General features: G+C 39.5%; 17 protein-coding genes. 6 read left to right on the top strand and 11 right to left on the bottom strand.

Features of this window, described 5'->3' with window-relative positions:
- The first annotated feature begins 363 nt into the window (after positions 1-363).
- Both U0R11_RS00215 and U0R11_RS00210 read left to right on the top strand, forming a co-directional pair.
- Positions 364-3582 (top strand): SusC/RagA family TonB-linked outer membrane protein, encoded by a 3219-nt coding sequence (locus U0R11_RS00215; protein WP_406749254.1) that lies wholly within the window; start codon positions 364-366, stop codon positions 3580-3582.
- Positions 3583-3610: 28 nt separating this feature from the next.
- Positions 3611-5173, top strand: coding sequence for a RagB/SusD family nutrient uptake outer membrane protein (locus U0R11_RS00210; protein WP_406749253.1), 1563 nt, complete (start codon positions 3611-3613; stop codon positions 5171-5173).
- Between the two features lie 127 nt (positions 5174-5300).
- Here U0R11_RS00210 and U0R11_RS00205 read toward each other — a convergent pair whose 3' ends face one another.
- Entirely contained in the window at positions 5301-6662 is a 1362-nt protein-coding gene (locus U0R11_RS00205; protein WP_406749252.1) for a Gfo/Idh/MocA family protein, read from the bottom strand.
- 160 nt (positions 6663-6822) lie between these two features.
- Positions 6823-8115: a purple acid phosphatase family protein gene (locus U0R11_RS00200; protein ID WP_406749251.1), complete on the bottom strand. Its 1293-nt coding sequence runs from the start codon at positions 8113-8115 to the stop codon at positions 6823-6825.
- A gap of 163 nt (positions 8116-8278) precedes the next feature.
- Between U0R11_RS00200 and U0R11_RS00195 the strand changes: the two genes are divergently transcribed.
- Entirely contained in the window at positions 8279-9142 is an 864-nt protein-coding gene (locus U0R11_RS00195; protein ID WP_406749250.1) for a bile acid:sodium symporter family protein, read from the top strand.
- A 105-nt stretch (positions 9143-9247) separates the two neighbouring features.
- Complete coding sequence (locus tag U0R11_RS00190; RefSeq protein WP_406749249.1) at positions 9248-10606, top strand: PhoPQ-activated pathogenicity-related family protein; 1359 nt, start codon at positions 9248-9250, stop codon at positions 10604-10606.
- Between the two features lie 67 nt (positions 10607-10673).
- Here U0R11_RS00190 and U0R11_RS00185 read toward each other — a convergent pair whose 3' ends face one another.
- Genes U0R11_RS00185 through U0R11_RS00175 form a run of 3 tightly spaced genes read right to left on the bottom strand, consistent with a single transcriptional unit; the run spans position 10674 to position 13588 of the window.
- Positions 10674-11837, bottom strand: coding sequence for a CPBP family glutamic-type intramembrane protease (locus U0R11_RS00185; RefSeq protein ID WP_406749248.1), 1164 nt, complete (start codon positions 11835-11837; stop codon positions 10674-10676).
- Positions 11837-12670 carry a sugar phosphate isomerase/epimerase family protein gene (locus U0R11_RS00180; RefSeq protein WP_406749247.1) on the bottom strand — a complete coding sequence of 278 codons (834 nt, stop codon included), beginning with the start codon at positions 12668-12670 and terminating at the stop codon, positions 11837-11839. Before U0R11_RS00180 ends, U0R11_RS00185 begins: the two co-directional genes overlap by 1 nt.
- 30 nt (positions 12671-12700) lie before the next feature.
- Positions 12701-13588: a ThuA domain-containing protein gene (locus U0R11_RS00175; RefSeq protein ID WP_406749246.1), complete on the bottom strand. Its 888-nt coding sequence runs from the start codon at positions 13586-13588 to the stop codon at positions 12701-12703.
- A 118-nt stretch (positions 13589-13706) separates the two neighbouring features.
- Here U0R11_RS00175 and U0R11_RS00170 point away from each other — a divergent pair, with 118 nt between their 5' ends.
- Positions 13707-14747, top strand: a complete 1041-nt coding sequence (locus U0R11_RS00170) for a sodium:calcium antiporter (protein ID WP_406749245.1) — start codon at positions 13707-13709, stop codon at positions 14745-14747.
- A gap of 34 nt (positions 14748-14781) precedes the next feature.
- Here U0R11_RS00170 and U0R11_RS00165 read toward each other — a convergent pair whose 3' ends face one another.
- The 5 genes from U0R11_RS00165 to U0R11_RS00145 are packed head-to-tail and all read right to left on the bottom strand — an operon-like array spanning position 14782 to position 20666.
- Positions 14782-16734, bottom strand: a complete 1953-nt coding sequence (locus U0R11_RS00165) for a c-type cytochrome (RefSeq protein ID WP_406749244.1) — start codon at positions 16732-16734, stop codon at positions 14782-14784.
- Between the two features lie 18 nt (positions 16735-16752).
- Entirely contained in the window at positions 16753-18576 is a 1824-nt protein-coding gene (locus U0R11_RS00160; RefSeq protein ID WP_406749243.1) for a family 16 glycoside hydrolase, read from the bottom strand.
- 51 nt (positions 18577-18627) lie between these two features.
- Complete coding sequence (locus tag U0R11_RS00155) at positions 18628-18954, bottom strand: cupin domain-containing protein (protein WP_406749242.1); 327 nt, start codon at positions 18952-18954, stop codon at positions 18628-18630.
- A gap of 24 nt (positions 18955-18978) precedes the next feature.
- Positions 18979-19740, bottom strand: coding sequence for a sialate O-acetylesterase (locus U0R11_RS00150; RefSeq protein ID WP_406749241.1), 762 nt, complete (start codon positions 19738-19740; stop codon positions 18979-18981).
- Positions 19737-20666: a bile acid:sodium symporter family protein gene (locus U0R11_RS00145; RefSeq protein ID WP_406749240.1), complete on the bottom strand. Its 930-nt coding sequence runs from the start codon at positions 20664-20666 to the stop codon at positions 19737-19739. Before U0R11_RS00145 ends, U0R11_RS00150 begins: the two co-directional genes overlap by 4 nt.
- A gap of 268 nt (positions 20667-20934) precedes the next feature.
- Here U0R11_RS00145 and U0R11_RS00140 point away from each other — a divergent pair, with 268 nt between their 5' ends.
- Complete coding sequence (locus U0R11_RS00140; RefSeq protein WP_406749239.1) at positions 20935-22539, top strand: beta-N-acetylhexosaminidase; 1605 nt, start codon at positions 20935-20937, stop codon at positions 22537-22539.
- A gap of 126 nt (positions 22540-22665) precedes the next feature.
- Here U0R11_RS00140 and U0R11_RS00135 read toward each other — a convergent pair whose 3' ends face one another.
- Positions 22666-25506, bottom strand: coding sequence for a sulfatase-like hydrolase/transferase (locus U0R11_RS00135; protein ID WP_406749238.1), 2841 nt, complete (start codon positions 25504-25506; stop codon positions 22666-22668).
- Between the last annotated feature and the right edge of the window lie 87 nt (positions 25507-25593).

Genomic DNA, 25593 nt, shown 5'->3' with positions numbered 1-25593 from the left:
GGTATTATCAGGATTGATTTGTATTTATCTAACAAGCTGTTTGACACTGAAATCTACTCATTTTCAATTTCTAAATATAGACGCTGGGACGTATTTCTAGTCGAAGCAGATTCTCTATTTTTAAAAAGTAGACTGATTCTTTATTTTTTTCATTTTGGTGTCAAATGAACGCTACGTATATGATTTGCCGATAAGTAAATCATTGCTGTAAATAAATGCAGATATGAATTTTGTTTGACTAAAAATTTAAACTTTTCGTTACAAACTTAACATGTATTTAATAATTTTTTTTAGGAATAATAGGATTTGGATGATATTATTGACCATTACTAATCCTAAAATAACCAGTAAAATGGTCAAACTATGCAAAAAAAAATACTCATGTCGTATCGACAATTGAGCATGAGAGCAGTTACTCCGATATGGGGAATTGCACTTACTTGCTTCAGTATGTTGCCAGCGCAGGCTGCCCTAAGTGAAAGGGTAGGAAGCCTAAAAGAAACTAAAATCATCAAGGTAGCAGATATCACTGTTACGGGTAAAGTGACTGATGAAACTAACTCAGGTATTCCTGGTGTCAACGTATTAGTCAAAGGAACCACCAGGGGTGTCATGACGGATGCCAATGGTAATTACAAGATTTTGGTTGCCGATTCTAAGTCGGTTTTGGTATTTTCTGCCATTGGTTATACCCAACAAGAGATTACGGTTGGAAACCAGTCGGCAATCAACATCAATATGAAGCCAGATAATAAATATTTGGATGAGATTGTTGTTATTGGTTACGGAACGCAGAAGAAATCAGATTTGACAGGATCCGTAAGTTCTATTAAGACGGATCAATTAATGGAGCGTCCTGCTACCTCATTAAATCAGGCTTTATCAGGTAGAATGGCGGGTGTACAGGTAAGTACCAACTCGGGTCGTCCTGGTGGCCGTACTACGGTACGTGTACGTGGTTTTAGTTCCATCAACTCGTCCAATAACCCCTTGTATGTAGTTGATGGAGTGATGTTGCCTCAAGGAAACATGAATCAATTTAGTTCGGCCATAGATTATTTGAACCCGAATGACATTGTTTCTGTAGAGGTGCTTAAGGATGCTTCTTCTACTGCTATTTATGGAGCAAGAGGAGCCAATGGTGTTATCTTAGTGACAACAAAAAAAGGTAAATCAGGAGAAGGTAGTGTGACATATAATGCTGATTTCAGTGTCAATGTAGCGGGTCCTAACAAGCCACAAGTATTGAATGCAAAACAATACATGGCAGTAGAAGATTTAGCTTGGGCCAATATGGCCAAGTATGACCCAGCAGGTTGGGCAGCTGGAAGATGGGCTTATTTGAATCCAAGACTGAGAAGAACGGATACTCGTGTATTTGATGCCAGTGGTAATCCTTTATTTGATACAGATTGGTTTAATGAGTCAACACAAAATAAATTGTCTCAAAATCACCAATTAGGTTTTAGTGGTGGTAATGAAAGAACTCAATATTCCTTTTCTTTAGGATATCGTGATGATCAAGGGTTAATCAAAACAACCTACTTGAAGCGTTATTCTGGTCGATTTACGATTGATGATCAAATCAAAACATGGTTGAAAGTTGGAGGAACTTTAGCATACAACAATCAAACGGAAAATTTATCTGACGTGAATGATGCTGTTTCAAGACAGATTGTAGAAGACTTCCCATTCCTTCCTGTAAAATATGCGGATGGAACTTATGCTAATAACCGTGATTTCCCCTTTGCAGAAGGAACGATGAGTTCTGTTCACCGTTTAATGGGTCGAAAGTATATTTTAAATACACAGACTACTACGGGAAGCATTTATTCCAACATTACCTTCATGAAAGGTTTGGAGATGAAAACCATCTTGGGAGCGAATATCATGACTCAAGAGAATAACCAATCTCAAACAAGAACATTGAATATTGGTGGTCAAGGTAATGCTTCGGCAACCAATCAAACGGAAACGTTCTGGTCATTAGAAAACTACTTGACGTATACGAAGGATTTTAATGAAAATCACTCAATCAATGCCTTATTGGGTATTTCTTGGCAGCAAACAGACTTCTTTAACATAGGAGCAAGTGTCAATGGTTTTGCCACGGATTATTTTGGATTTAATAACTTAGGTGCTGGAGCCGTTAACCCTACAGTGGGTTCAGGAGCCTCTAAATTTGCCTTTAACTCGTATTTTGGTCGAGTAAATTATACTTTCAAGAATAAGTATTTGGCTACAGCGACGGCACGTGCGGACGGTTCATCTAAGTTTGGAGAGAATTATAAATTTGCGATTTTCCCTTCAGGTGCCTTGGCATGGAGAGTTTCAGAAGAAGATTTCTTGAAAGGAAATGCAACGATTTCTAATTTGAAAATTAGAACTAGTTATGGTTTAACAGGTAACTCTGAAATTCCGGCGTACTCATCTCTTTCTTTATTGAGTTCCAACTATTCTGCGGTTTACAATGACGGTCGTGTTTCTGGAACAGGTATTTCTAGATTAGCTAACCCAGATTTGAAATGGGAGAAAACAGCACAAACAGATTTTGGTATCGAATTAGGTTTGTGGGGAGGTCGAGTTAACATTGAGGCGGATTACTACTATCGATTGACTACCGACATGTTATTGGATGCTCCAGTTCCTCAAACCTCAGGATATGCTACCATTCGTCGTAATGTGGGTTCTATGGAAAACCGAGGATTTGAGTTTTCTATCAATTCGACGAACATAAAATCCAAAGATTTCCAGTGGAATACGCAGTTTAATATTTCATTCAACCGCAATAAGGTTTTGACTTTGGCTACTCCATCTGACATCTTTAATGTGGGAGGACCCAACTTTACTAACCCAACTAACATCATTCGGGTTGGTGAGCCAGTAGGTGCATTCTGGGGCTTAACTCGTCTAGGCGTTTGGGGTACAGCCGAAGCAGAGGAGGCCGCTAAATGGACTTCTTATCGAAATGGTCTTAAGATTTTACCGGGGGATATCAAGTACAAAGACTTTAATGGCGATCGTGCGATTACAGATGCTGACCGTTCTATTATTGGTAATGGTAGTCCTGATTTCTGGGGAGCTATTTCAAACTCGTTCAAATATAAGAGCTTTGATTTGACCTTAGAAATGCAGTTTAACTATGGAAACGAAGTGATGTTGATGAACCTTCATCCAAGTGAAGACCGTCAAGCTTTAGCCAATAGTTACACGTCTGTATTAAATGCTTGGACACCAACCAATCAAAATACCATGATTGCTGAAATTCGCGATACAAGAGCGGGTTATGTAACCAACGTGGATACTTGGTGGATCAAAGATGGTTCTTTCCTACGTGGTAGAAACTTGATGTTTGGCTATAATGTTCCAAGCAATGTGGTTAGCAAATTGAATTTGAGTCGTTTGAGAGTATATGCAACTGCTCAAAACTTCTTCCTTTTAGTAAAAGATCCGATTGTTGGCGATCCTGAAGTTACTCCAACCAACCAAGGTGGAGGAAACTCAGCGTTCTCACAAGGTATGATTTGGCACAACTACCCTAAGCCTACGATATACATGTTAGGATTACAGGTAGCATTTTAATGAAGGAAAATTTTAAAAGAAACGTAATATGAAATTCAAAATAAATTCCAAAATAAAGAAAGTGGCCCTAGGTGGGGTACTTTTATTTGGGCAATTTGGTTGTTCTGATTTCTTGGTTGAAAAAGCACCATCGAATCTAACGCCAGATGCTTTTTATCAAATTCCTGATCATGCCGAAGCCGCATTAGCTTCAGTTTATGCTGATACTCGATTCATGGGTGGTGGAGCAGGTATATTTTCATCTAACTGGCAGTTGTTGGAGGCATTAACGGGTACTTCTACTACAGAAACAGCTCAAAATTCCGACCTAAACAACTTGTATGGTTTGGTACATGATCCTAACACCATTCACGTGGTGAACTATTGGAATGGTTTATACAAGGTCATTGCTCAGGCGAACCAAGTACTAGAAAAAGTGCCACCAATCACTCCAATGGATGAAAACCAAAAGAAGAAAATTTTGGGTGAGGCACGTTTTTTAAGATCATGGGCTTATTTTCAAGCCGTTCAATTATGGGGTGATATTCCTATCATTACCAAGCCTCAAACGGCTGGTTCTGAGGATTTCTTGCCTTCTAGAGCTCCTGTGGAAAGCGTTTATAAATTAATCGTGGATGATTTATTAGAAGCCGAAAAGGCAGGCTTACCTTGGATGGATGCAAGTGGTCGTGTTTGTTTAGCTGCGGTGAAAGCACAATTGGGTAAAGTTTATTTAACCATGGCTGGGTTCCCATTAAATAAAGGGGCTGCTTACTATAAATTATCGGCTGATAAATCTTTGGAAGTAATTACTTACGCCAATGCCAATCCATCGGTAATTAATTTATTCCCTACTTATAAAGATGTGCATTCAGAAGGTTTAAAAAACCGTGTGGAGCATTTATTTATGATTCAATGTAATACCTTGGTAGCGGGTAATTTTATGGGAAATTTCTTCCCTAACTTTAAGCCAGTGACTTATTCTGGTCCAGGAGGAACAGGTAGTTCTGTTCCAACCATTGCTTTTTATAATTCGTATGAAAAAGGGGATTTAAGAGCTAAAAATCAAGATGGATATTTTTATACCAGCTATTTCACCAATGGAAATGGCGCACCATTTGATTTAGGCGCACCTTATGTATTCAAACATTTTAATCAGAAAGCCAATGGTTCTGCTGGTGTAGCCGGAACACGTTTAGATAATTTGAATGTTCCTCAAATTCGCTATGCGGAAGTATTGTTGAACTTTGCTGAGGCTCAAAATGAAGTTGGTGGTCCTTCTCAAGCGGCTTATGATGCGTTCAAACGAATTCGTGATCGAGCTACTTTGGAAACTCCAGGTTTAGGAAGCTATAGCGCTGCAAGTTTTAGAGAGGCAGTATGGGTAGAGCGTTGGCATGAATTATGTTATGAGCAAATTACTTGGTTTGACATGGTTCGTTTGCGTAAGGTTTACAATGAAACAACGGGTAAATTTGATAATTTCGTTGGTCACGTAAATCTTAGCTCCAACCGTCCATTGCAAGAGAAGCACTTATTGCTTCCATTAGGAAAGCAAGAAATGTTGAATAATCCGAATTTGAAACCTCAAAATCCAGGTTATCCTAACTAGTTTATTCGATTTGAGTGATTGAGAAAAGGAGGGCAAATTTGCCCTCCTTTTTTTGCATGAATTAGGTATAAAAAAATCGCTTAGCCCTGATAGCTAAGCGATGAAGATATTAATCAGAAAAGGCTCATTACCAGCCTTTTCTATATTTTCTTTGAATGTATTTATTGGCCTCGGGATAATTAGGGAACTTCATTTTTTTCGCATCCCAAACGAGTAACTGATCAGGTACCCGGATGGCAACCGTTCCCAATAATACAGCCTCGGTCATAGGACCGGATTGGGCAAAGTGAGATTCCGTTTTTTCTCCTCCCAAACAGGCATCTACAAAATGATGGTAATGGTTTCTGTCTGGTTTTACGGGCTGTTGATAAGATTTGAATTTAGCTTCTGGCAATAAAACGGGCATTTTTTGATGCGGTATTAATAAGGCCCCTTCTGTTCCAATGATCATCGCAGACTCTGCTGGATAATCCGTTTCAGAAAAAAGTGCTCTAATTTCTTTCGGTGGGTAAAATTCACCATCAAACCATTCAACAGTTAACTTGTCGGAGGCAGTTTTTTCATTCCCGGGGAATGTCCAAGTAATATGATTTCCTTGTGGCCATGTATCTGCTCTTCTTTCGGGAGATTCTTGCCATGATTGTTGTACTTCCGCCACCACAGATATTGGATTTTTCATGCCTAAACCTTTCCAAACGGCGTCAAAGATGTGGCATCCTATATCTCCAGACCAGCCTGTACCAAAGTCTTGCCAAGTTCTCCATATAGCTTGATGGTAAATATTGGGAACATACGGCCGCATAGGTGCTGTACCAATCCAGTTTTCCCAATGTAAGTGGCTAGGAGGATTTTCTATTCCTTCTGTAGGTCGAGGTCCCACATGTCGATATTTTGCCACGGCTCCAGGTCTATTGGAACATAAATAGGCATGTTTCACTTTTCCTATAATCCCAGATTTTAATATTTCGACACCCGTACGATCCCCAGCCGTGGATGCTACTTGGGTTCCTAATTGGGTGATAACCCTAGCCTTGGTGGCTTCTAATGTCAAAATCCTTACTTCCGCCACATCGTGGCACATGGGTTTTTGGCAATATACATGCTTTCTTCTTCGAATGGCCTCTATGGCGATGACAAAATGATTATGGTCTGGAACAGAAACATTGACTGAATCTATTTTATCACTTTCTTGTTTGAACATCTCGCGCCAATCGGTATATGTTCGCGCATGGGGTAATAACTCGGATGCCCTTTTTAGATTCTTCTCATCAACATCGCAAAGTGCGACAATGTCTACATTAGCATGTTTTTTAAACTGATTGAAGTCTCCCCAACCCATTCCTCCTACACCAATGCAGGCATGTTGCAAACGACCGCTTGCGGAGGCGGCTTTAAGAGGTTGTCCTAATAATACGGGAGCTGCTAAAGCGGCTGTGGCAGCCTTCAGAAGAAAATGCCTTCTTGAGTCGAATTGATTTTTGTTTTTCATTAGTTTAGAGATTATAATTCCTTTTGACGGAAATGTTAATATCGCTAATAATAGAAAAAACAGGGGAATAATTTATACTTTTCTATGAGTATTTTAGAGCAAATGACAAGAAAATAGGGATAAATCCAGTGCATTTCATTCCTGCGATTTATCCCTAGCCCTAATATTTTTTTGTAATCGTAAATTGATCATGAATTTCTCCATCAGATCCAAGCCAAACAGCTTCTAATTTGGTCTTAGTGATATCCAAAATCATTGATCCTCCTATTTTATTATTGGAGTAAATGGCTGATTTTAAAGGATATCCTTCTCTTTGTCCACCAAGCTGGCCACCTGATCCATTGACTATATAAATAACACCTTGGCCATCTTTTCCTACCTCATACTGGTTTGGTGCTGTGCTTGTTGCAACGATATGTTTTGAGGCATCAAAAGTAGCATTGATTCCATAATGTCCTCTCAAAGGATGCGTACGCTCGTACACATGGCTATGGCCTGCCATCACGATATCCACCTTATATTTTTCAAATAGCGGGTTTACATGTTGTCTCATGTTAACCATATCTTTTTCCGTATCCGAATCATGTGAACCCTTGGAATAGGGCGGTTTATGGAAATAGACGATAGTCCAAGGTAATTTATTGGCTGCCAAATCCTTTTCTAACCACTCATATTGAGCTCCTTTACCATCCATTACCTGTAAACCAGAAGGCTCCATCAGTTCTGAATCAATGGATACTAAGTGTACCTGACCATAATTGACAGAATAGTAGGACTCATTCCCAGAAGGTACACCACCCAATTCGCCTTGTACTGGCATATTGAAAATCTTAAAATAGGGAGGCTCTGAAGGATCATGCTTACCTGCATAATCATGGTTTCCGGGAGCAGGGTATAAGTTTAAATTTTGGAAAAACTCATCTTGATAAATAGGAAAAACCTTCTTTTGGTATTCCTCATCTAATCCCTTGCTGTAAGCATTATCTCCTAACCAAATCCAAGCCTCTGCTCGGTGGTTTTTGGTATAATTCACTACTGCATTTTTAACCTCTAATTGGTTTTTTGAACCAGAACCAAAATCTCCTAATGCCCAAATGCGAACGGCTTGAGTCGATCCCAATTTAGGGGCAGTCAGAATAAATCTTTTTTCTGAAGCTGCTTCCATGGTTTTACTATTTCCAATGGTATAATAATATTTTTTGTTGGGTTTTAATCCTGTGATGACGACTTCATGATCTACCACGGCCTGCTTAAGTTCAATGACTTTCGTTAATTTCTTTGGATTTTCACCGTAGATAACCCGACTGTCCGTGGCCTGTTCAGTACGCCAGCGTATGATTCCCTGATTTGGGCTTACACTTTGTAAGTAGGGTCCACGCACAATTTGGGCTAAAGCCGTAATTTGAATGAATAATAAGAAAAAAACGGAAAAGATTGATGTGTATTTTTTCATGTGTTAGAATAGGTTTTTCATTGCGCAATATTACTGAATTATATCTAAGCCAAATAAAGGGAGTGTAAAATTTTTGAAATGTACTCGGAGTCTTTCTTTTAGAGGATATCAACCCAATGCAAAATTTTATTATATTAGTACAATTATTCTAAACCTATCACACATGCAAGCTAATTTTTTATCAGCCGTATTACTTCCATTGGCGCTGGCCATCATTATGATGGGACTAGGTCTTTCATTGCAATTAGAAGATTTTAAGCGGGTGGTTACTTTCCCAAAGGCAGTCGTGCTGGGGCTGTTTTGCCAAATGATTTTACTTCCTGTTATCTGTTATTTTATAGCTATGGGATTTGGACTTTCTCCCGAATTGGCTGTAGGATTGATGTTATTATCTGCTTCACCTGGTGGGCCAACGGCCAATTTATATTCACATATATCTAAAGGAGATGTGGCACTCAATGTTACATTAACAGCTTTGAATAGTTTAATATCCGTATTTTCCATTACCATCATTGTGAATTTTGCCATGAAACAATTCATGCAGTCGGATCAATATGTTCCTTTACAATTTTCCAAAGTAATGGAGGTGGTCATGATTGTTTTATTACCCGTTTCTATCGGAATGGTGGTTCGATCAAAATTTTCCAAATTAGCGGCGACTCTGGATAAACCTGTCAAAATAGCCTCTGCCATCTTTTTAACCTTGGTCATTGTTTTAACCATTATCAAAGAAAGGAATCATATCGTAGATGATTTCAAAACGGTAGGATTAGCTACCTTGACATTGAATGTCGCTAGTATGGCTATTGGTTATTTTGTACCCTTATTTTTTCAACTAGGCAAAAAACAAGCCATTGCTATCGGGATGGAAATTGGCATACATAATGGGACATTGGCCATCTTCATTGCCTTGACGGTGATCGGAAATAGTACCATGAGTATACCTCCTGTTATTTACAGTCTTTTGATGTTCTTTACGGCGGCTATTTTTGGATATTTGGTCAATATTGGCAGAAAAGATGCCTAGTATTGTCTGTTTTTGCTAGAATAGTTTACTTTTTGGAAAGTTTAATTAACTTATTCAGTTGTTTTATGCTATTATTTTGTGGTGTGTTTAACCAATATAAACGCCATGAAATTAATGTGCTCCTTTTTGCTTAAAAACATCCTGCTCATTGCACTTATTAGTAGCAGTGTTTTTGCCCAAAAAACGAAAGTTACGCCGGAGACAGCATTGACTTCCTATATCCATAATGGTGATGCTACCTATCATTGGGAGGTAAGAGATTCTTCTACCATTGGATCTACTAAAGCCTATCAATTGATTTTGACTTCTCAAAAATGGAGAGAGTATACATGGCGTCACCAATTGACTATTTTCGTTCCTAAGGAAATCAAATACCAAGATGCCATGTTGTTTATTTCAGGTGGCTCAAATAAGAACGAGCAACCTAATTTAGTAGCTGATGAACGACTTTGGCCAATTTTAGCCAATATTTCAGATAAAAATAAAGCGATTGTTTCTTTGATTCGTCAAGTTCCTAATCAACCCTTGTATGGGGATAAAACGGAAGATGAGTTAATTTCATATACCTTACATCAATTCAAAGAAACCAAAGATTATACCTGGCCTTTGCTATTTCCGATGGTGAAATCAGCGGTTAGAGGGATGGATGCTGTGCAGGAGTTTAGTCAAAAGCGCATTAAAGCAAAAGTGGGGGGATTTGTGATTTCAGGCTTCTCAAAAAGAGGGTGGACCACTTGGCTAAGTGCCGCTATTGATGATCCTAGAGTGAAAGCTATCGGTCCTATGGTGATTGATATGTTGAACATGCCCGCTACTTTAGATTACCAGTTCAAAACTTACGGAGAATACAGCATACAAATTCAAGATTATGTGAGTTTGGGAATCCCACAAGGGAAAGATACCCCAGACGGAAAAACATTAACCGCCTTAGTAGATCCTTTTTCATATCGTGCCAAATTGAAAGTGCCTAAGACCTTATTCATTGGAACGAATGACGAGTATTGGACAGTGGATGCCATCAAACATTATTACGATCAGATTCCCGGTAAAAACATGATACATTATGTGCCCAATGCGGGTCATGATTTAGCAGGAGGGAAGCAAGCTTTTGAAGCTTTAAGCGGATTTTTTGCCAATACCATTCAAGGGAGGGAATATCCAGTTTGTACTTGGAATGCAACAACGACTAAAGCGGGTGCTGAGCTAAAGGTACAGGTAGCCACGCAAGATTTAGTGGAAGCGACTTTGTGGGAAACCACATCTATGGACAAAGATTTTAGAAATAATTTATGGCTTAGTTCTCGCGTGAAATTAGAGAATTTGCCTCAATTGAAATTGATCAAAGAATATCCTAAAAAAGGATATCAGGCCTTTTATTTGGATTTACAATATAAAGATGCCTCTGGCGGAAAGTATACCATTAGTACTCGAGTATTTGTCACAGATACCGAAAAGATTTTATAATAAACCTCTAACCTATGAAACCGGTCAGGGCAGATGTCGAAAGATGTTTGCCCTGATTTTTTTTGGTTTATTTGATGGTATGTAATGAAAATAGAAATTCGGAACAGTTGACTAAGCAATGTACCAAGGCTGCATAAAAGACATTTTTAGTTTTGATATATGTATATCCATAAGCCCATCCTGCTACGCTGGCAAGACCCACAAATAGGACGGAGCCCGCATGAAAGTGAACAAGGCCAAAGAACATGCTCGTGATGGCCAAGGAAGTATAGGTGCCCGTTTTAGTTACATGGTTCTTTTCTAAGAAATAAGCTCCAGCAAAAAGAGCCATCGAGATTAATCCTGGAAACCAGAATAAGTCTTTGTACATGGCATAACCTGTAAAGAAACTCAGCGTGGTGAAAATCAGGGCTCCCCAGGTCCAAAAGGTTTTCCAGTTGGCCATAAAGGCTATTTTTTTAGCCAATATATTTTGAATTAATCCCCTGAAAAATAATTCCTCAAATAAGGCCGTTCCTATGTAAACCCTTATTAATTCTCGAATAGCAGTAGGAATCAATACCCAAGCGAAAGCTTGGAAGGGTTGTGTTATATTGAAATCCCAAACAATTCCCATGAGATAGACAAATCCCAAGAAAGACAACCATGAACCTAGAGCTACGCTCATGAATGACCATTTCCAAGTAGGATAAAAGCCTACATCGGGTAATTTTCTAACCACGGTAAAGGCATAGGCAGCTCCTAGTATCAGTATGATTTTTTGGACAGAACTGAAACCATCCGTATCGTAAGGGATATCACTATTTCCGGGAAAATGGATGATGGTGGAAGGGATTAATACCAATAGAAGGATAATCAAATCTGACCAAGAAGCTTCTTGTCGAGGAAAGGCAAGAAAGGCTAAAGTTGGAAATAGGTACAAGAAGAAGTATAGCCCTGAGCTACCAATGAATGGATTGATGCCATGAAATAAGTAATGGCTAATGAGCAACGAAAATAAAAAGAGAGGAACCCAAAGGGCCCTCTCTTTTTTTAGATGATAAAAATCTTGCAGCTTTTCTACTATTGCGGGCCTTCCCATGGTGAAGATGAAGGCATATAAAACAAGAAAATAGCCACTGGAAATCAATAGTTCTTGGCTGAGGACATCTTTGTTTAAATAGAGAAATACGGCATAAAGTAATGCTGTCATGATGCCTCCCTGTTGGATTGATTTCGAGTAGCTGTTCATTATCCGATGAATTTTTGAATGTGATGGTAACTCTTCAAAATCAATTCTTCCTCTGTGCTGTAATTTTTGCGCCAGATACATGCCGCCGGAAGCAAAGGAGTAAAGGCCTCCACTACTAACCATCCTTTGTAATTCATTTTATCTAAACTCTCAAATACATTTGCCCAAAGTACTTGACCTTCCCCTAAGGTAGCGCGGGTATTTTCTGATAATTGAAAATGACCTACTTCATCTGCAATGCGGATCATGGCTTCCCCAGTATTGAATTCTTCAATATGAGCATGGAAAGTGTCAAACATGATTTTGACATTCGGATGATTGATGGCTTTTACTAAGCTGTACAGCTGATCTGCTGAGCTTACCACATAGTTTTCAAATCGGTTTAAATATTCCAAGCCTAGCATCACATTCATTTTTTGAGCGTGCTCAGCTAGATCCAACATACTCTCTTTGGACCAGTCTAATTCCTGTTGGGTTGGTGCCGCTCCTGAAAAAACACCTAAAGCAGAATGGTAAGGCCCAGATAACCAAGTTGCCCCTAAATAAGCTGTGACATCTACCGCTTTTTTTAGAAACTCGACTCCATTTTTACGGACAGCTGGATCCGGTGAAATGGTATTACGATCAGCACCTAAAAAAGTCACCGTAAATACCTCTAAACCTAGTCGGTTTATTTCCTCTTTCCATGGTTTCCAATAGGCCAAGTCAGTTTCGAATATTGGAATTTCAACACCCGTATAACCGACTTCTTTGATGTAGGATAAATGAGGAATTAGTGATTCATTCATGTCGGGTCCGTAAACCAACATGTTCATCGCAACGGGATATTTCATATTTTATGAGTGATTTATGTCAATACGTACTTATTTCATTCCTCGGTAAGGAACGTTAATGTCTAATTTACCCGCCCAGTTTTTAGGAACTTTTTTACCTAATTCCCAATGGATGGCATTTACAATCAAACGTTGGAAAGGCTCCACTGAAAAATCTTCAGGGTGTCCCATGGTAGTAAAGAAAACCCGGCCTTTGTAAGGATTTACCCAGGTCCAAGCTATCGGCTGATCTTCAGCCGTTTTATCTGGGTTGACAGCTTTACCCATCATTAGCCACTCCGCTCCTTTGCTTGGATAATCTGGCAAAACACGGTATAACCAAGAACGAACATGGAAGCTCGGTGCCACACCTGTTAAAATAGGATGTTTTCTAGCAGAAGGAATCACAGAGGCATCCGTACTGGCATTGTGGCCATAGTGGGTATGCTTGGATTTTCCTCCCCAACCCGGAGGCGCTCCAAAAGTGGATTCAGCCCAGGCATTGTACGATTCTAAGGGGTCACCTTTGGGATAATTGAACGAGTGTGTGGTAGTGCGGAAGCCCATGACTGGTTTGCCAGATTTGACATAGGCATCGATCATGGCAACTTGGTCAGCAGGTAATAATCTCCAGCGAAGGAAAAACACAGCTAAATCAGCTTCGGCTAAGACCTCCAGTCCGGGAATATTTTTCTCAGCATTTTGATCAGGAAATGATTTCAAAACTTTTGTGCGGAATCCGTAATTTTTTTCCAGTATCTCAGCTAAGAGGGGAAGCGTACTTTCGCCACTGTATTCATGGTCACCAGCTACAAATACAATCAAAGGTTTTTTAGCTTTTGATTTTTCTTTTAACTGGGGAGTAATACCCCATGAGCTGAAGGATAATAGACATAATTGTAGTAGTACAATCAGCCCGAGGCGAAGGTTACATTTCATAGTTCCAATTTTCAAGTGATAATTTCAGGTATCACCTAGATAGGTTTGTGTATTCTTCAAAACTAAATGATTTTTAACAAAACAATGAATACTTTAGCTAAAATTTATCTAGGATTTCATGGACTTTCATGTTTTATCTTCCATTAGCTTATTACTAATATTTTTAAGCTGTACGGTGATTATATGGATTGCTGGGGTTAAAATTACCCGAGCAGTAGATGCGATTACCACTCATTTTAAATTAGGAGAGGCTTTTGGGGGCATGGTGTTTTTAGCCATTGTTACCAATTTGCCAGAAATAGCCATTACCTCAGTGGCTGCATACCATCATGATTATGACATCGCTGTCAGTAATTTGTTGGGCGGTGTGGCTATCCAAACGGTTGTTTTGGTATTAATCGATGTTTTTGGGGTGGGGCGTTCAGCCCCGTTGACCTTAAAAGGACATTCGCGGATCCTCATATTAGAAGGCGTAGCCTTAATTATGATTTTAACTTTAGTCATGATGGCCAAACAGTTTCCAGCCCAATTAGTGTTTTTTAGAACGACCCCGATAGAATGGCTCATCCTGATTATTTGGCTAGGATCAGTTTATTCCATATCCCGATTAGCCAAATCCGAAGAAACAGTTCTGGAGCAGCGTCAAATTCGCTTATCCAAATTGCGTCATCCAAAATCACCTTTTCGAGGAGGCATTCAATCGGCCATGCTTGTTTTGGCTGTGGGGGCTGTTTTAACTTTGATGGCGGGATGGGCTTTGGAATATTCGGGTGAAATTTTATCCAAACGCTGGCATATCAGTGGAGTGCTTTTTGGTGGAACCATTTTGGCCTTGGCAACTGCTTTGCCTGAAATATCCACGGGTATAGCCTCGGCTAAAATGAGGGATTATAATATGGCCGTGAGTGATATTTTTGGAGGTAATGCCTTTCTGCCGGTTTTGTTTTTAGTGGCTTCTATCATTAGTGGTGAGGCTGTTATTCCTACGTTGAGTAATTCTGATATGTATTTAACAGGTATGGGTATTATACTAACCTGTATCTACATGGTAGGTATGGTGCTGCATTCTAGGCGGCAAGTTTTTCAAATGGGGATAGATTCTTTTTGTGTTCTTTTAACCTACCTCATGGGCCTGATAGGCTTGTGGGCCATCGCATAAAAAAAGAGGCACCTAAATGCCTCTTTTTATCATGTTATTTATTTCCTAATGCGTGAATCCACGTGGCTATTTTCTCCAAATCTTTTTGAGGAACATGGCTCATCGGTGCCATCGGAGTGGCAAAGTCAGGCCAGTTTTGAGGCTTAGGCTCCTTGATTAAAGAAATCAATTGAGCGACGCTGTATTTCCTTTTGGCAATTTCCGTATAGGCGGGTCCTACCGCTCTTTCATTGACTTTGTGACATGCCAAACAAGTATTTTTAGTCAAAAGCGCCATCGCTTCTTTATCCGTGACCACCTGCTTGGAAGCCGTTTTCTTTGGTCCTGCTTCCTTAGTCTGGTTATCGGGAGTATTTGCTTTCTCACCCGCATCAATCACATCTTTGGACGGCTTACGCTTAGGTGTTACCAAAGGAATGTTTGCTTTTTCTCCAGCAGGAATTTGGTTTAAGGTATAGTATCCACTGCTATGTAATAATGGGATGTTTTCTTGAGCCGATAACACACCATCTGGTTTAATGGCATGGACATAACCTTCACGCATTCCATCAATAACCAGTCGAACGCGTAATCCATCTTCGCTCAATTTAGCTCCCCGTACAGCATTGTCTTGACGATTGACCATAGGGCTTCCATAAACTGGGTGGTATTTATAGGTATAATTAAAGACTTCATACTTGTTTACATCTTCTGCCAATTTTTTGTTAGCTGGTTGCGTAAATTCAATTTCAAAACCATCCACCATTGCACGGATAGCTTTCATCTCAAAAGGTATTTTACCCGTATAGACTAAGCGCTCAAGTCCAAAATCCTCAGAGCCCACAGAACCCCATCCACGATTCGTTCCACCGACCAACATTTGTTGGTCTTTGCCCCAAGCCATACGTAAAACACCAGAACGGAAGCCAGAGCGAAACTCAAAACTTGCTCCTTGGTATTTGCCATTGATCTTTTCTAAAAATACTCGGTCAATTTTGGACATCCCTTGGTCTCCTACAAACACTTGACCAGCAAAGGGGCCAAACTCTCCTTTGGTTTCATCTGTGATAATTTCTGAGGTAGAAACTCCCATGATACCATGAGGTAACCACACAGAAGGGGATTTAATGCCCATGTTAGGATAGGTCTTTTTACCTAATTCGTAAATGGTAGTCATGGCTTCATTCTTCACATATTCTGGCTTCACGAAAGGATTGTCTTTCGGATCTACTTGAGCAAAGACCATTTCTTTTCTCATTTTTACAGGAGATTCAGGACGGTCTGCCCATTTTAGAGAAGCTGGGTGGCCTAAGAAATCTCCTTTTTCCACATGAGAAATGAAGCCTGAACCCTGCCAATCTCCTTGGTTATCACCATAGAAAAATTCGCCATCAACCATACCAATACCACACGGGGAGCGCATACCCGCAGCAAAAGGTTCCATTTTTCCATCTGCTGAAATTTTCATGGTCCAACCTCTCCAAGGAACTAAGGATTTCCCTGCCCACCAATCGCTATTACCAAATCCTACGTTTCCTGTAACATAAAATGAACCATCGGGTCCGATTTTTGGTCCAAATGAATATTCATGGTAATGACCCGAGATGGGCCAAGAGTACACAGTTTGGTATTTATCTACTTTACCATCTCCATTTTGATCCACCAATTTGGTTAATTCACCTCGTTGGGCACAATACAGATAACCATCTTTATAGGCTAAACCCAATATTTCATGCAATCCACTGGCAAATTTGCGGTAAGTGGGTTTGGAAGATAAATAGTTTTCAATGATGTATACATCGCCGCGACGAGTAGAAACGGCAACATCTCCGTTCGGAAGGCTAACTAAACCGCCAACTTCTAAGGTAATTCCTTCAGGAATTGCCATGCGAACTATTTTATAATAATCATTTTCGGTAGGAGCTTTTTGAGCTAAAACCGTTTGACAGCATAGTAAGCCAATGATGAAGCAGGCTTTTAAGCTATGGGTGAATCGTTGTATGTTCATAACGTATATTCTGGATTTTTACCAAAGAATGGAGTAAGTGATTTTTTCAGCAAGAGGTAGGACCAAAATCTGTCCTGTGGCCGTGCTACGAATACTCGCCTGTGGGGCTTGTATGTAATAACTTTGGCCATCAATGGCATATAAATCATTACCCATGGCTTGGATCGACTTAGCAGAAACGACTTTCAGGGAAGCATCGGAACTTGGTTTTTTGATGCTTAAAGTTCGCTGGAGGTATTTGTTTTCCATGACACGAATTTCATCTCGAACTTGAGATCCCCAAATTTCATATTCAAACGTAGGCAATTCTTGTTCATTCACTTCATATCCTCCAATTTTGAAACCAGCCGATTCTGGCATGCTATCAATGGCTTTTTCCAAATCAGTATTTTTTACTATTAATGGACTAGAACCCAGACTCAAAACAGGTCCTCTAGGTCTGGATGATCCATCACCCCGATTGTCCCACATGGGTGTGGTATCCAAAAAGTCGCCCTTCCAGATTTGAGCGATTGCCCCATTGTCCAAATCATAGGTATAATGTAAATGAGCTGGATTGCCGACATTCACCGAGTGAACTAAGCGTTTGCGTGTATCATTTTTTTGGATGTCTACAAAAGAACGTAGAAGAGTAGGTTTCGCTGCATCCAATAGGATAATGTCAGATGGGCCATTGCCTAAAATAAGTGTGGAAGATGGGTGTTGGAAATTGACCATTCTGAAATTGGGACCTTCAATACCAAAACCTAACATAGGACTCATGTCAGCATCAGCTTTATAATAGGTGATTTTTATAGCTGAATTTCCAGCAGGTAAATCCACTTCTACATTTTTCTTTCTTCTGTTGGAATACAGTGTATCGGATGCTATCATTTGACCGTTCACTTGCAAGGTATAATTTCCTGCACTGATTAGCTCTAAGTTATGCTTTCCAGCCTTTGGTGTGTTTAAGTTGGCCGTGTAAATAGCTGCAAATTCATCATTGTTTTTGCTGGCATTCCAGGCTAATTGAGCTTGAGAGCCGCTAGCATTGGGCTTTTTGTAGATAAAATCTTTAGGAGATTTGAATTTACCGTAATAAACTTGGTAGTTAAAGGGACTTAAGCTAGCTGCTTGACCGTCAAAGTCTTTGATTTTCAGGTTTTTAAAGGCTACAGCACCATGATCTCCTTGGATCATGATAGGACCTCGGGCTACTTCTTTTTCAGAAATCGGACCGCCTGTTGGGCCACTTAACTCCACATTTTCATGTAAAATAAAACCATTTAATTTGATGAAAAGCACCTTGGCAGAGCTGATTTTATTTCCTTGAGCATCAAATTTAGGTGCCTGGAAAGAGATTTCCATATGTTGCCATAAGCCAGGAGCCAGACAGGCATTGACCCTAGGGGCATGGCCTTCATATAAATATTCTTGGGGGATGAATTTCCTTCTTTTGTAGATACCGCCACAATCACCTGTGCTTGGGTTTTGAACGCCCCAGCTGTCCATCAATTGAACCTCATAGCGACCTTGCAAATAAAAGCCTGAGTTGGAGTGACTGGCCATCATGAAGTCAAATTCCACATCCATGTCGCCATATTCTTTGACAGAAATTAAATTAGCCCTGTTTTGAGGTTCTGGTAGATTGACCAAAACTCCTTGTCCAGGCTGAGTGGCCATGAATTCTTTTTTATTCAAATCAGCAGATACTTGGCCAGCGATTTGCCAATTATTTTTACCATTTGCTTTCCAAAAACTTAAGTCTTGAAAAGATACGGGCTCTTTTTGGGCGAATAAACCGACTTGGATAAATAGGCAACCCAACCCCAAGAGCCTGGAGAAAAATGTTTTTTGTTTCATTTAGTTTAATGCTAAAAAATAGAATGTTAAAGGTAAGTAATTTGACAGATTTTATAAAAAGTCTTCTCTAGAAGGATTAAAAACATCAATAAGCTCCCCATCTTCCAAGCAGACTACACCGTGGATTTCTTGACTTGGTACAAAGTAGACATCTCCAGCTTGAAGTATTTTTTTTAGGCCAGCAATGTTGACCTCAAATTTTCCTTTGGAAACGTAGGAAGCTTGGGTATGCGGATGCTGGTGTAGACTACCAATGGCATCTTTTTTAAAGTTGACTTTGACCAACATCATGTGATCATTATGAGCCATAATTTTTCTTTGGATCCCGGATTCGATATCGCTCCAAGGGATATCTTGGTCTTGAATAAGTGTTTGCATGAAAAATGTATTGAGTGAAATTTTTTAGGGTAATTGTTGCAGGGCGAAAGCATATCTTTTGCCTAATTCAGTCGCGGATCGACTGTCAAAATGGATGTGGTCACTTTTTGCCGTTAAATCTTTAGCAGATACAACCGCAATGTGCAGACTTGGAGCTCGAAAAGAGCTTAGTAATTGGTTGAAATCCTGGTAGTTTTGATTGAAATAGCCTAATTCTCCCACCACAAAAGGCAAATTCGCTTGCTTGGTGATGCTTCGAATTTGAGCTATTAAGGCATTTAATTTGTCAATATAGCCTACTCGTTTATTGGCTTCAGAATCACTTTCTCCCTGGTGCCACAGTATTCCTTTGATGACTCCGAGTTTTTGAGCTGCCAAAATTCTTTGAATAGCATCATCCAAAGGATGAGTTTTCGTAGCTTCATCGTAGCCATTGATAACCCAAGAATTGATGGAGGAACCTCCCACAGCACAAGGAACTAATCCAATTTTTACCGAAGGAGATTGTTTGGCCATTTCCATACCAAAACTAAGTCCAGGACCAACACCCACTAGACTAGGTTTGTCAAAATGCATGGGATGTTTCGCCTGAACAAATTGATTTTGAGCATGAAACATCCAAACTCGTTCATGATATTGAGATGAATAGGGCTCTACCATTTCGCCACGGCCAGCCATGTTGGATTGACCCATCAGAATATAAATATGGAAATTGGGGTCAGGACTAGATTGACTCCAAAGCGGGAGAAATATCAAGTTGAGTAGTAAAATGAAATAGTATTTCATACTGATTTATTTTTCCAATAGTTGGCCAAAGTAGATCCATTGATATTCATTAAGGGACCAAAAATGGCAGCAGGTAAACCGAGCGTGCCTACTTTTCCCATGGCCATAGCTAGACCAGAAGCGAGTCCAGCATTTTGTAGGCCCACTTCTATAGCGATAGTCCGACAGTCTTTTTCGGGTAAACCGGTCACGCGACCACCCCAATAGCCTAAAATGAAACCAATGGTATTATGAAGGAAACATGCTAATACCAAGAGTGGACCAACGGAAAGTAAGGAATTTCGGCCATTTGCTGTGATAATAATGATGATAAAAGCAATACTGAGCATAGAAATAAGCGGTAATTGTTTTTGAAACCAAGGCCATTTTTGACCAATTAGTTGATTATATATGACACCCAATATAATGGGTATTAAGATGAGCTTTGATATTTCCCATACCATATCCCAGAAATGTATTTCGATTAATTGACCCGCTAGGGTTTTCATGAGGAAAGGAGTGAGGATAGGAGCAAGAAAAGTTGCTATGGAGGTCAGAGTTAAAGAAAGAGCAACATTCGCTTTGGCTAAATATGACATTACGTTGGAAGCTAATCCACAAGGCATACAGCCTACTAAAATGATGCCAGCGGCAATTTCCGTAGGGAAGTCGAATACTTTGGTTAATCCCCAACCTACCAGCGGCATGATGCTAAATTGAAAAAAGACACCCAAAAATACAGCTTTAGGAGATTTTAATATTTCTTGAAAATCGTGAATACCCATGGTGGAACCCATCCCAAACATGATGAGTTGCAAAAGGGGAATGATGAAAATTTTGAATTGGATTCCACCAGCACCAAGAAAAGGGCTGGGGTAAATTAAGGTCATGATAACAGCAATGATGATCCAAACGGAAAATGAAATGCCATTGAATATTTTTTTCATAGTAGGTGTATCGTCATGGCAAATATACGATTTACTAGAACGAATAAAAGGGCAAATTTTCCAACGCTGTCAAGGTTCTAAACCTTGACAGCGTTAGAACGAATGGCCAATTAATTTTATTTTATTCGGCTAACATCTTATCAATTTCCTGATTTTTTGATCAGCTAATAATCGATTTAATTTCGCGGAAATTTCTAAAAATGGACTAAAGACTTTCCATTTTCAAATGAAAAGTTATCTTTGCTTTCCTCCAATTAACCTATTCAATATGAAATCATTCCTATGGGGTCTTTGTGCCTATTTGCTTTGTTTTAATTTACAAGCTCAAGAAGCTTATCATTTAGTTCCTAAGCCGGCTAAATTAATTCCTGTACCAGGTAAATTTATTTTTCAAAAAAGTACAGCCATTACCTTGAGTACTCAAGATGAAAGTTTCAATGCCGTGGCCACCATGTTGAAAGATCAAATAAGTGTATCTTCTGGATTGAATCTGCCCATAAAATCAGGCTCCACAAGTTCAAAAGGCATTGTTTTTGTTCAAAATTCCAGCTTAGGGGATGAGGCTTATCGCTTGAATATTACTACCAAGAAGATTGAAATTCAAGCTAAATCGGGGAAAGGCGCATTTTATGCTTTACAAACATTATTTCAATTAATGCCAGCGCAAATATATTCGAATGTCACTTCTAGTCAAGAATTGACGGCTTTGGCTTGTCAAATTGAAGACGCTCCTCGTTTTTCTTACCGTGGAATGATGCTAGATGTAGGTCGTTATTATTTTCCAGTGAGCTTTATCAAACGATTTTTGGATTTGATGGCTGTTTATAAGTTGAATACCTTTCATTGGCACCTTACGGAAGACCAAGGTTGGCGTATTGAAATCAAGAAATATCCTTTGTTGACGACTGTTAGCTCTGTTCGCAAGGAGACCATGGTAGGTCATTATCGAGATCAAAAATATGATAATAAACCCTATGGAGGCTTTTATACGCAAGAGGAAATCAAAGAGGTAATTGCCTATGCCACCAAAAAATTCATCACCATCATTCCTGAAATTGAAATGCCGGGTCATTCTCAAGCTGTATTGGCTGCTTACCCAGAATTAGGTTGTAATCCTGATAAAATTTATCAAGTAGCTACTAGATGGGGTATTTCAGAAGATGTATTATGTCCAAGGGAAGAAACGTTTACCTTTATGGAAAACGTTTTGACCGAAGTAATGGCCTTATTTCCCGGTCAATACATTCATATAGGTGGAGATGAATGCCCAAAGAAACAATGGAAGGAAAGTCGCTTTTGTCAGGATCTTATCAAGAAATTAGGCTTGAAAGACGAGCATGAATTACAAAGTTATTTCATTCGTCGGATCGATAAATTTGTCACTTCAAAGGGTAAAAAATTACTAGGATGGGATGAAATTTTAGAAGGAGGATTATCGCCCAATGCTATGGTGATGTCCTGGAGAGGAACTAAAGGTGGTATAGAAGCAGCCAAACAAAATCACGATGTGGTCATGTCGCCCAATAGTTTTTTCTATTTAGATTATTATCAAGCTGATCCCAAAACCCAGCCTTTAGCTATTGGAGGAAATTTAACTTTATCTAAATCTTACTCATTTGAACCCGATTTACCCGAATTGACAGCAGAAGAAGCTAAGCATATTGTAGGTATTCAAGCGAATGTTTGGACAGAATACATCAGTACGCCTGCTTATGCTGAATACATGACTTTCCCAAGGGCATTAGCTTTATCTGAAATTTCTTGGTCACCCAAACAGCCCAAAGATTATGATGATTTCCTTCGTCGAGTAAAAGGAATTTTACCTGGTATGGATGCCCTTAAAATCAATTATTGCCCTGTAGGTTTGAAATAAACGCAGAATTGTTGGTTTTTTCCTAAACGTCGGCAAGGTTCTAAACCTTGACGACGTTGATTTTTAATAGGTCCTGATTTTTTCAATCAAAAAACCAACGAATGAAACCTGACATTTATTTCGTAACTAATTGATAATCTCCCAATCAGGTATTTTTGCTGCTCGATGTTCGCGTTTGAGGATGGCGTCTAGTTGTGGGATTAATTCTGGATGCTGGTCAGCTATATTATTCTTTTCAAATGGATCCTTGTCCAAATCATAGATCTCCCAAGGAGCGAGCCTATTTTTCTTTAAGTTGGATTTTACCCCTTTCCATTGTTGAATACGGATGGCAACTTGACCTGTTTTTTCTGGGAATTCAAAATAGATGAAAGACCGCTGTTGCTGCTCTCCTTTTTTTAAAATGCTAGGTAAAAATGAGATTCCATCGGTATCTGCAACCTGTTGTCCCGTTAATTCTGCTAAAGTAGCCATCATGTCATATTGCACAGAAGGTAAGTGATTAATCTGACCTCCTGGTATTACGCTTGGCCAAGAAACAATCAAGGGTTCTCGAATGCCTCCTTCATAAAGATCTTGTTTCCTACCTCTTAATCCAGCAGTACTTTGGAAAAATTCTGTATCTACTCCTCCTACATCAAAGGTGGCTCCATTGTCAGATGAAAAGAATATTATGGTTTGACTGTCGATTTTATGCTTTTTAAGGGCTTGTACGAGTCGACCAACCTGGGTATCTAAATAGCTAATCATGCCTGCATACGTGGCTCTTGGGTGAGCCGTGGGAGTATACCCTTTTTTACCTAAATAGGCACTATCAGGGAAAGCTCCTAAATAGGGCTTGATGGCCTCAGCGGGTGCTTGTAATGAAAGGTGGGGAAGGGGAAGTGGTAAGTAAAGGAAGAATGGATTATTTTTATTCTTCTCAACAAAGTTTAATGCTTTGTCCATCATGTTATCCACCACATATTCTTTGCCTTGAAACTGCTTAAAATCAATGTCGGCTGGTGCTCCTTTACCTTGATATTGATGGACATTCATGTATTGATTATTCAAAGTATCCCATTTCCCATTCTCCCATAAATGGGTAGTATAGTAGTTATGTGCTTGTTTTTGGTCTAACAATCCATAAAAATAGTCAAAACCATGAGCATTGGGATTCCCCGTTCCATTCGCCATACCTAATCCCCATTTACCAATGGCTGCCGTTTGATAGCCAGCGTTTTTCATTAAGGTACCAAGAGTAAATGTATTGGCTTCCAAAGGCATTTGTCCTCTTTCTGTTTCATCGGTAAAACCTCCTAACTCATGATTTCCACGAATTTGAGCATGTCCAGCATGTTTACCTGTTAACAACATGCAACGCGCAGGGGCACATACGGGAGCTGATGTATAATGCTGCGTAAATTTTATTCCTTGTTTGGCTAAAGCATCCAAATAAGGAGTTTTAATGATTTTTTGACCATATGCCCCCAACTCTCCATATCCTAAATCATCGGCATAAATATAAACCACATTCGGTTTTTTGATTCGGCCAATATCCCGGTTTCCCTTCCCTTTTTTTTGTGTTAAATCATCTCCTAGCTCTTCTCGACCCTGATCCGCTACTTGTAAGAGTTCTTTTACTTTTTCGGGATATTTAGCTTGTACATCATAGCGCTCACCAGGGTCTCTTCTTAAATCATAGAGCCCCTGAGGAACTGGAGCATTTTCATTGACTTGGCCAGCTAAGCCATCATTGGCAGGTAAGAAACCCTCATAGGTCCTCCCTGGGTGAGGTAAAACTAATTTCCAATGACCTTTTCTAACAGCTTCTAAGTTATTTTTACGGTAATAATACAAAAAATCTTTTCTTGGCTCAGCTTGCTTGTCGCCCTGTAAAATGGGCCAAATACTAACGCCATCAATCTTCTTTTTTGGTAATTTGGCTTGTGTCACTTGTGCAATAGTCGGTAATACATCTATGGCCGCAGCTAATTTATTGGAAATTTGACCTGCCTGAATTTTTCCCTTCCAATAGGCGATGAAGGGTACTCTTTGTCCACCCTCAAAAGTGGTTCCTTTGCCTTCTCTTAACCCATTCGTTGAACCCGCATGATTGCCATAATTCAACCAAGGGCCATTATCGCTCGTGAATATAACCAAGGTGTTTTCTTCCAAGTGATTTTTCTTTAATGTTTTGATGATTTCACCGATGGACCAATCCACTTCCATCATCACATCTCCGAAAAGTCCTTGATTACTTTTGCCTTGAAATGAGGTAGAAGCTGCTATCGGAACATGAGGCATGGAATGCGCTAAGTAGACAAAAAAGGGTTTGTTTTTATTCCTTTCGATGAATTGTACCGAACGCTGGGTCAATACTTGAGTGATTTGTTCTTGGTCTTTTAAATTTCTCAAATATATACTTGGCTCATTTCCATCAAATATGGATAATATGGGTAAATCTTGCTTATAAGTGCCGGGTTTAGTGATAGGATTACCTTCCAAATCCACAGGCCACATATCGTTGGAATAAGGGATACCCACATATTCATCAAATCCTTGTTGCTTGGGCAAAAACTCTTTTTTATCTCCCAAATGCCATTTTCCGAAAATCCCTGTGGCGTAGCCTTTGTCTTTTAGAATTTCTGCAATTGTTTCTTCCTCTGGATTTAGTCCAATAGGAGAATTGGGAAAGAAGGCTCCCGAAACGCCAACCCGATTGGGATAGCATCCCGTTAAAATACCCGCTCTAGAAGCACTACAAACAGCTTGTGCAGATAGAAAATTAGTGAAACGAATACCCTGGTTGGCCATTCGATCAATGTTGGGTGTATCGAATTGGAGGGCACCGTAGCAACTCAAATCACCATAACCTAAATCATCCATGAGGATTATGATGACATTCGGTTTCTTGGATTTGGGGGCTTTTGACAAGCCACTAAACGCAGTAAAGAGGGTTATTGATAGTAATAGTATATATTTCATATATCAGGTTTAATGCCTGAATTTAATCAATACTACTTGATAATACATCCTGCCTTTTTTACTTTATCTCATCGGATCTCCAAGAAG

The organism is Aquirufa salirivi, from assembly GCF_045310485.1.
GTDB lineage: Bacteria > Bacteroidota > Bacteroidia > Cytophagales > Spirosomataceae > Aquirufa > Aquirufa salirivi.
Note: the sequence above shows the minus strand (reverse complement) of the source record. Positions and strands in the feature narration are given on the sequence as shown.

What these genes read in the sequence shown, in the direction of transcription:
- U0R11_RS00215 (WP_406749254.1), top strand. Translation starts at nt 364, where the DNA reads ATGCAAAAAAAAATACTCATGTCGTATCGACAATTGAGCATGAGAGCA.
- U0R11_RS00210 (WP_406749253.1), top strand. Translation starts at nt 3,611, where the DNA reads ATGAAATTCAAAATAAATTCCAAAATAAAGAAAGTGGCCCTAGGTGGG.
- U0R11_RS00205 (WP_406749252.1), bottom strand. Translation starts at nt 6,662, where the DNA reads ATGAAAAACAAAAATCAATTCGACTCAAGAAGGCATTTTCTTCTGAAG.
- U0R11_RS00200 (WP_406749251.1), bottom strand. Translation starts at nt 8,115, where the DNA reads ATGAAAAAATACACATCAATCTTTTCCGTTTTTTTCTTATTATTCATT.
- U0R11_RS00195 (WP_406749250.1), top strand. Translation starts at nt 8,279, where the DNA reads ATGCAAGCTAATTTTTTATCAGCCGTATTACTTCCATTGGCGCTGGCC.
- U0R11_RS00190 (WP_406749249.1), top strand. Translation starts at nt 9,248, where the DNA reads ATGAAATTAATGTGCTCCTTTTTGCTTAAAAACATCCTGCTCATTGCA.
- U0R11_RS00185 (WP_406749248.1), bottom strand. Translation starts at nt 11,837, where the DNA reads ATGAACAGCTACTCGAAATCAATCCAACAGGGAGGCATCATGACAGCA.
- U0R11_RS00180 (WP_406749247.1), bottom strand. Translation starts at nt 12,670, where the DNA reads ATGAAATATCCCGTTGCGATGAACATGTTGGTTTACGGACCCGACATG.
- U0R11_RS00175 (WP_406749246.1), bottom strand. Translation starts at nt 13,588, where the DNA reads ATGAAATGTAACCTTCGCCTCGGGCTGATTGTACTACTACAATTATGT.
- U0R11_RS00170 (WP_406749245.1), top strand. Translation starts at nt 13,707, where the DNA reads ATGGACTTTCATGTTTTATCTTCCATTAGCTTATTACTAATATTTTTA.
- U0R11_RS00165 (WP_406749244.1), bottom strand. Translation starts at nt 16,734, where the DNA reads ATGAACATACAACGATTCACCCATAGCTTAAAAGCCTGCTTCATCATT.
- U0R11_RS00160 (WP_406749243.1), bottom strand. Translation starts at nt 18,576, where the DNA reads ATGAAACAAAAAACATTTTTCTCCAGGCTCTTGGGGTTGGGTTGCCTA.
- U0R11_RS00155 (WP_406749242.1), bottom strand. Translation starts at nt 18,954, where the DNA reads ATGCAAACACTTATTCAAGACCAAGATATCCCTTGGAGCGATATCGAA.
- U0R11_RS00150 (WP_406749241.1), bottom strand. Translation starts at nt 19,740, where the DNA reads ATGAAATACTATTTCATTTTACTACTCAACTTGATATTTCTCCCGCTT.
- U0R11_RS00145 (WP_406749240.1), bottom strand. Translation starts at nt 20,666, where the DNA reads ATGAAAAAAATATTCAATGGCATTTCATTTTCCGTTTGGATCATCATT.
- U0R11_RS00140 (WP_406749239.1), top strand. Translation starts at nt 20,935, where the DNA reads ATGAAATCATTCCTATGGGGTCTTTGTGCCTATTTGCTTTGTTTTAAT.
- U0R11_RS00135 (WP_406749238.1), bottom strand. Translation starts at nt 25,506, where the DNA reads ATGAAATATATACTATTACTATCAATAACCCTCTTTACTGCGTTTAGT.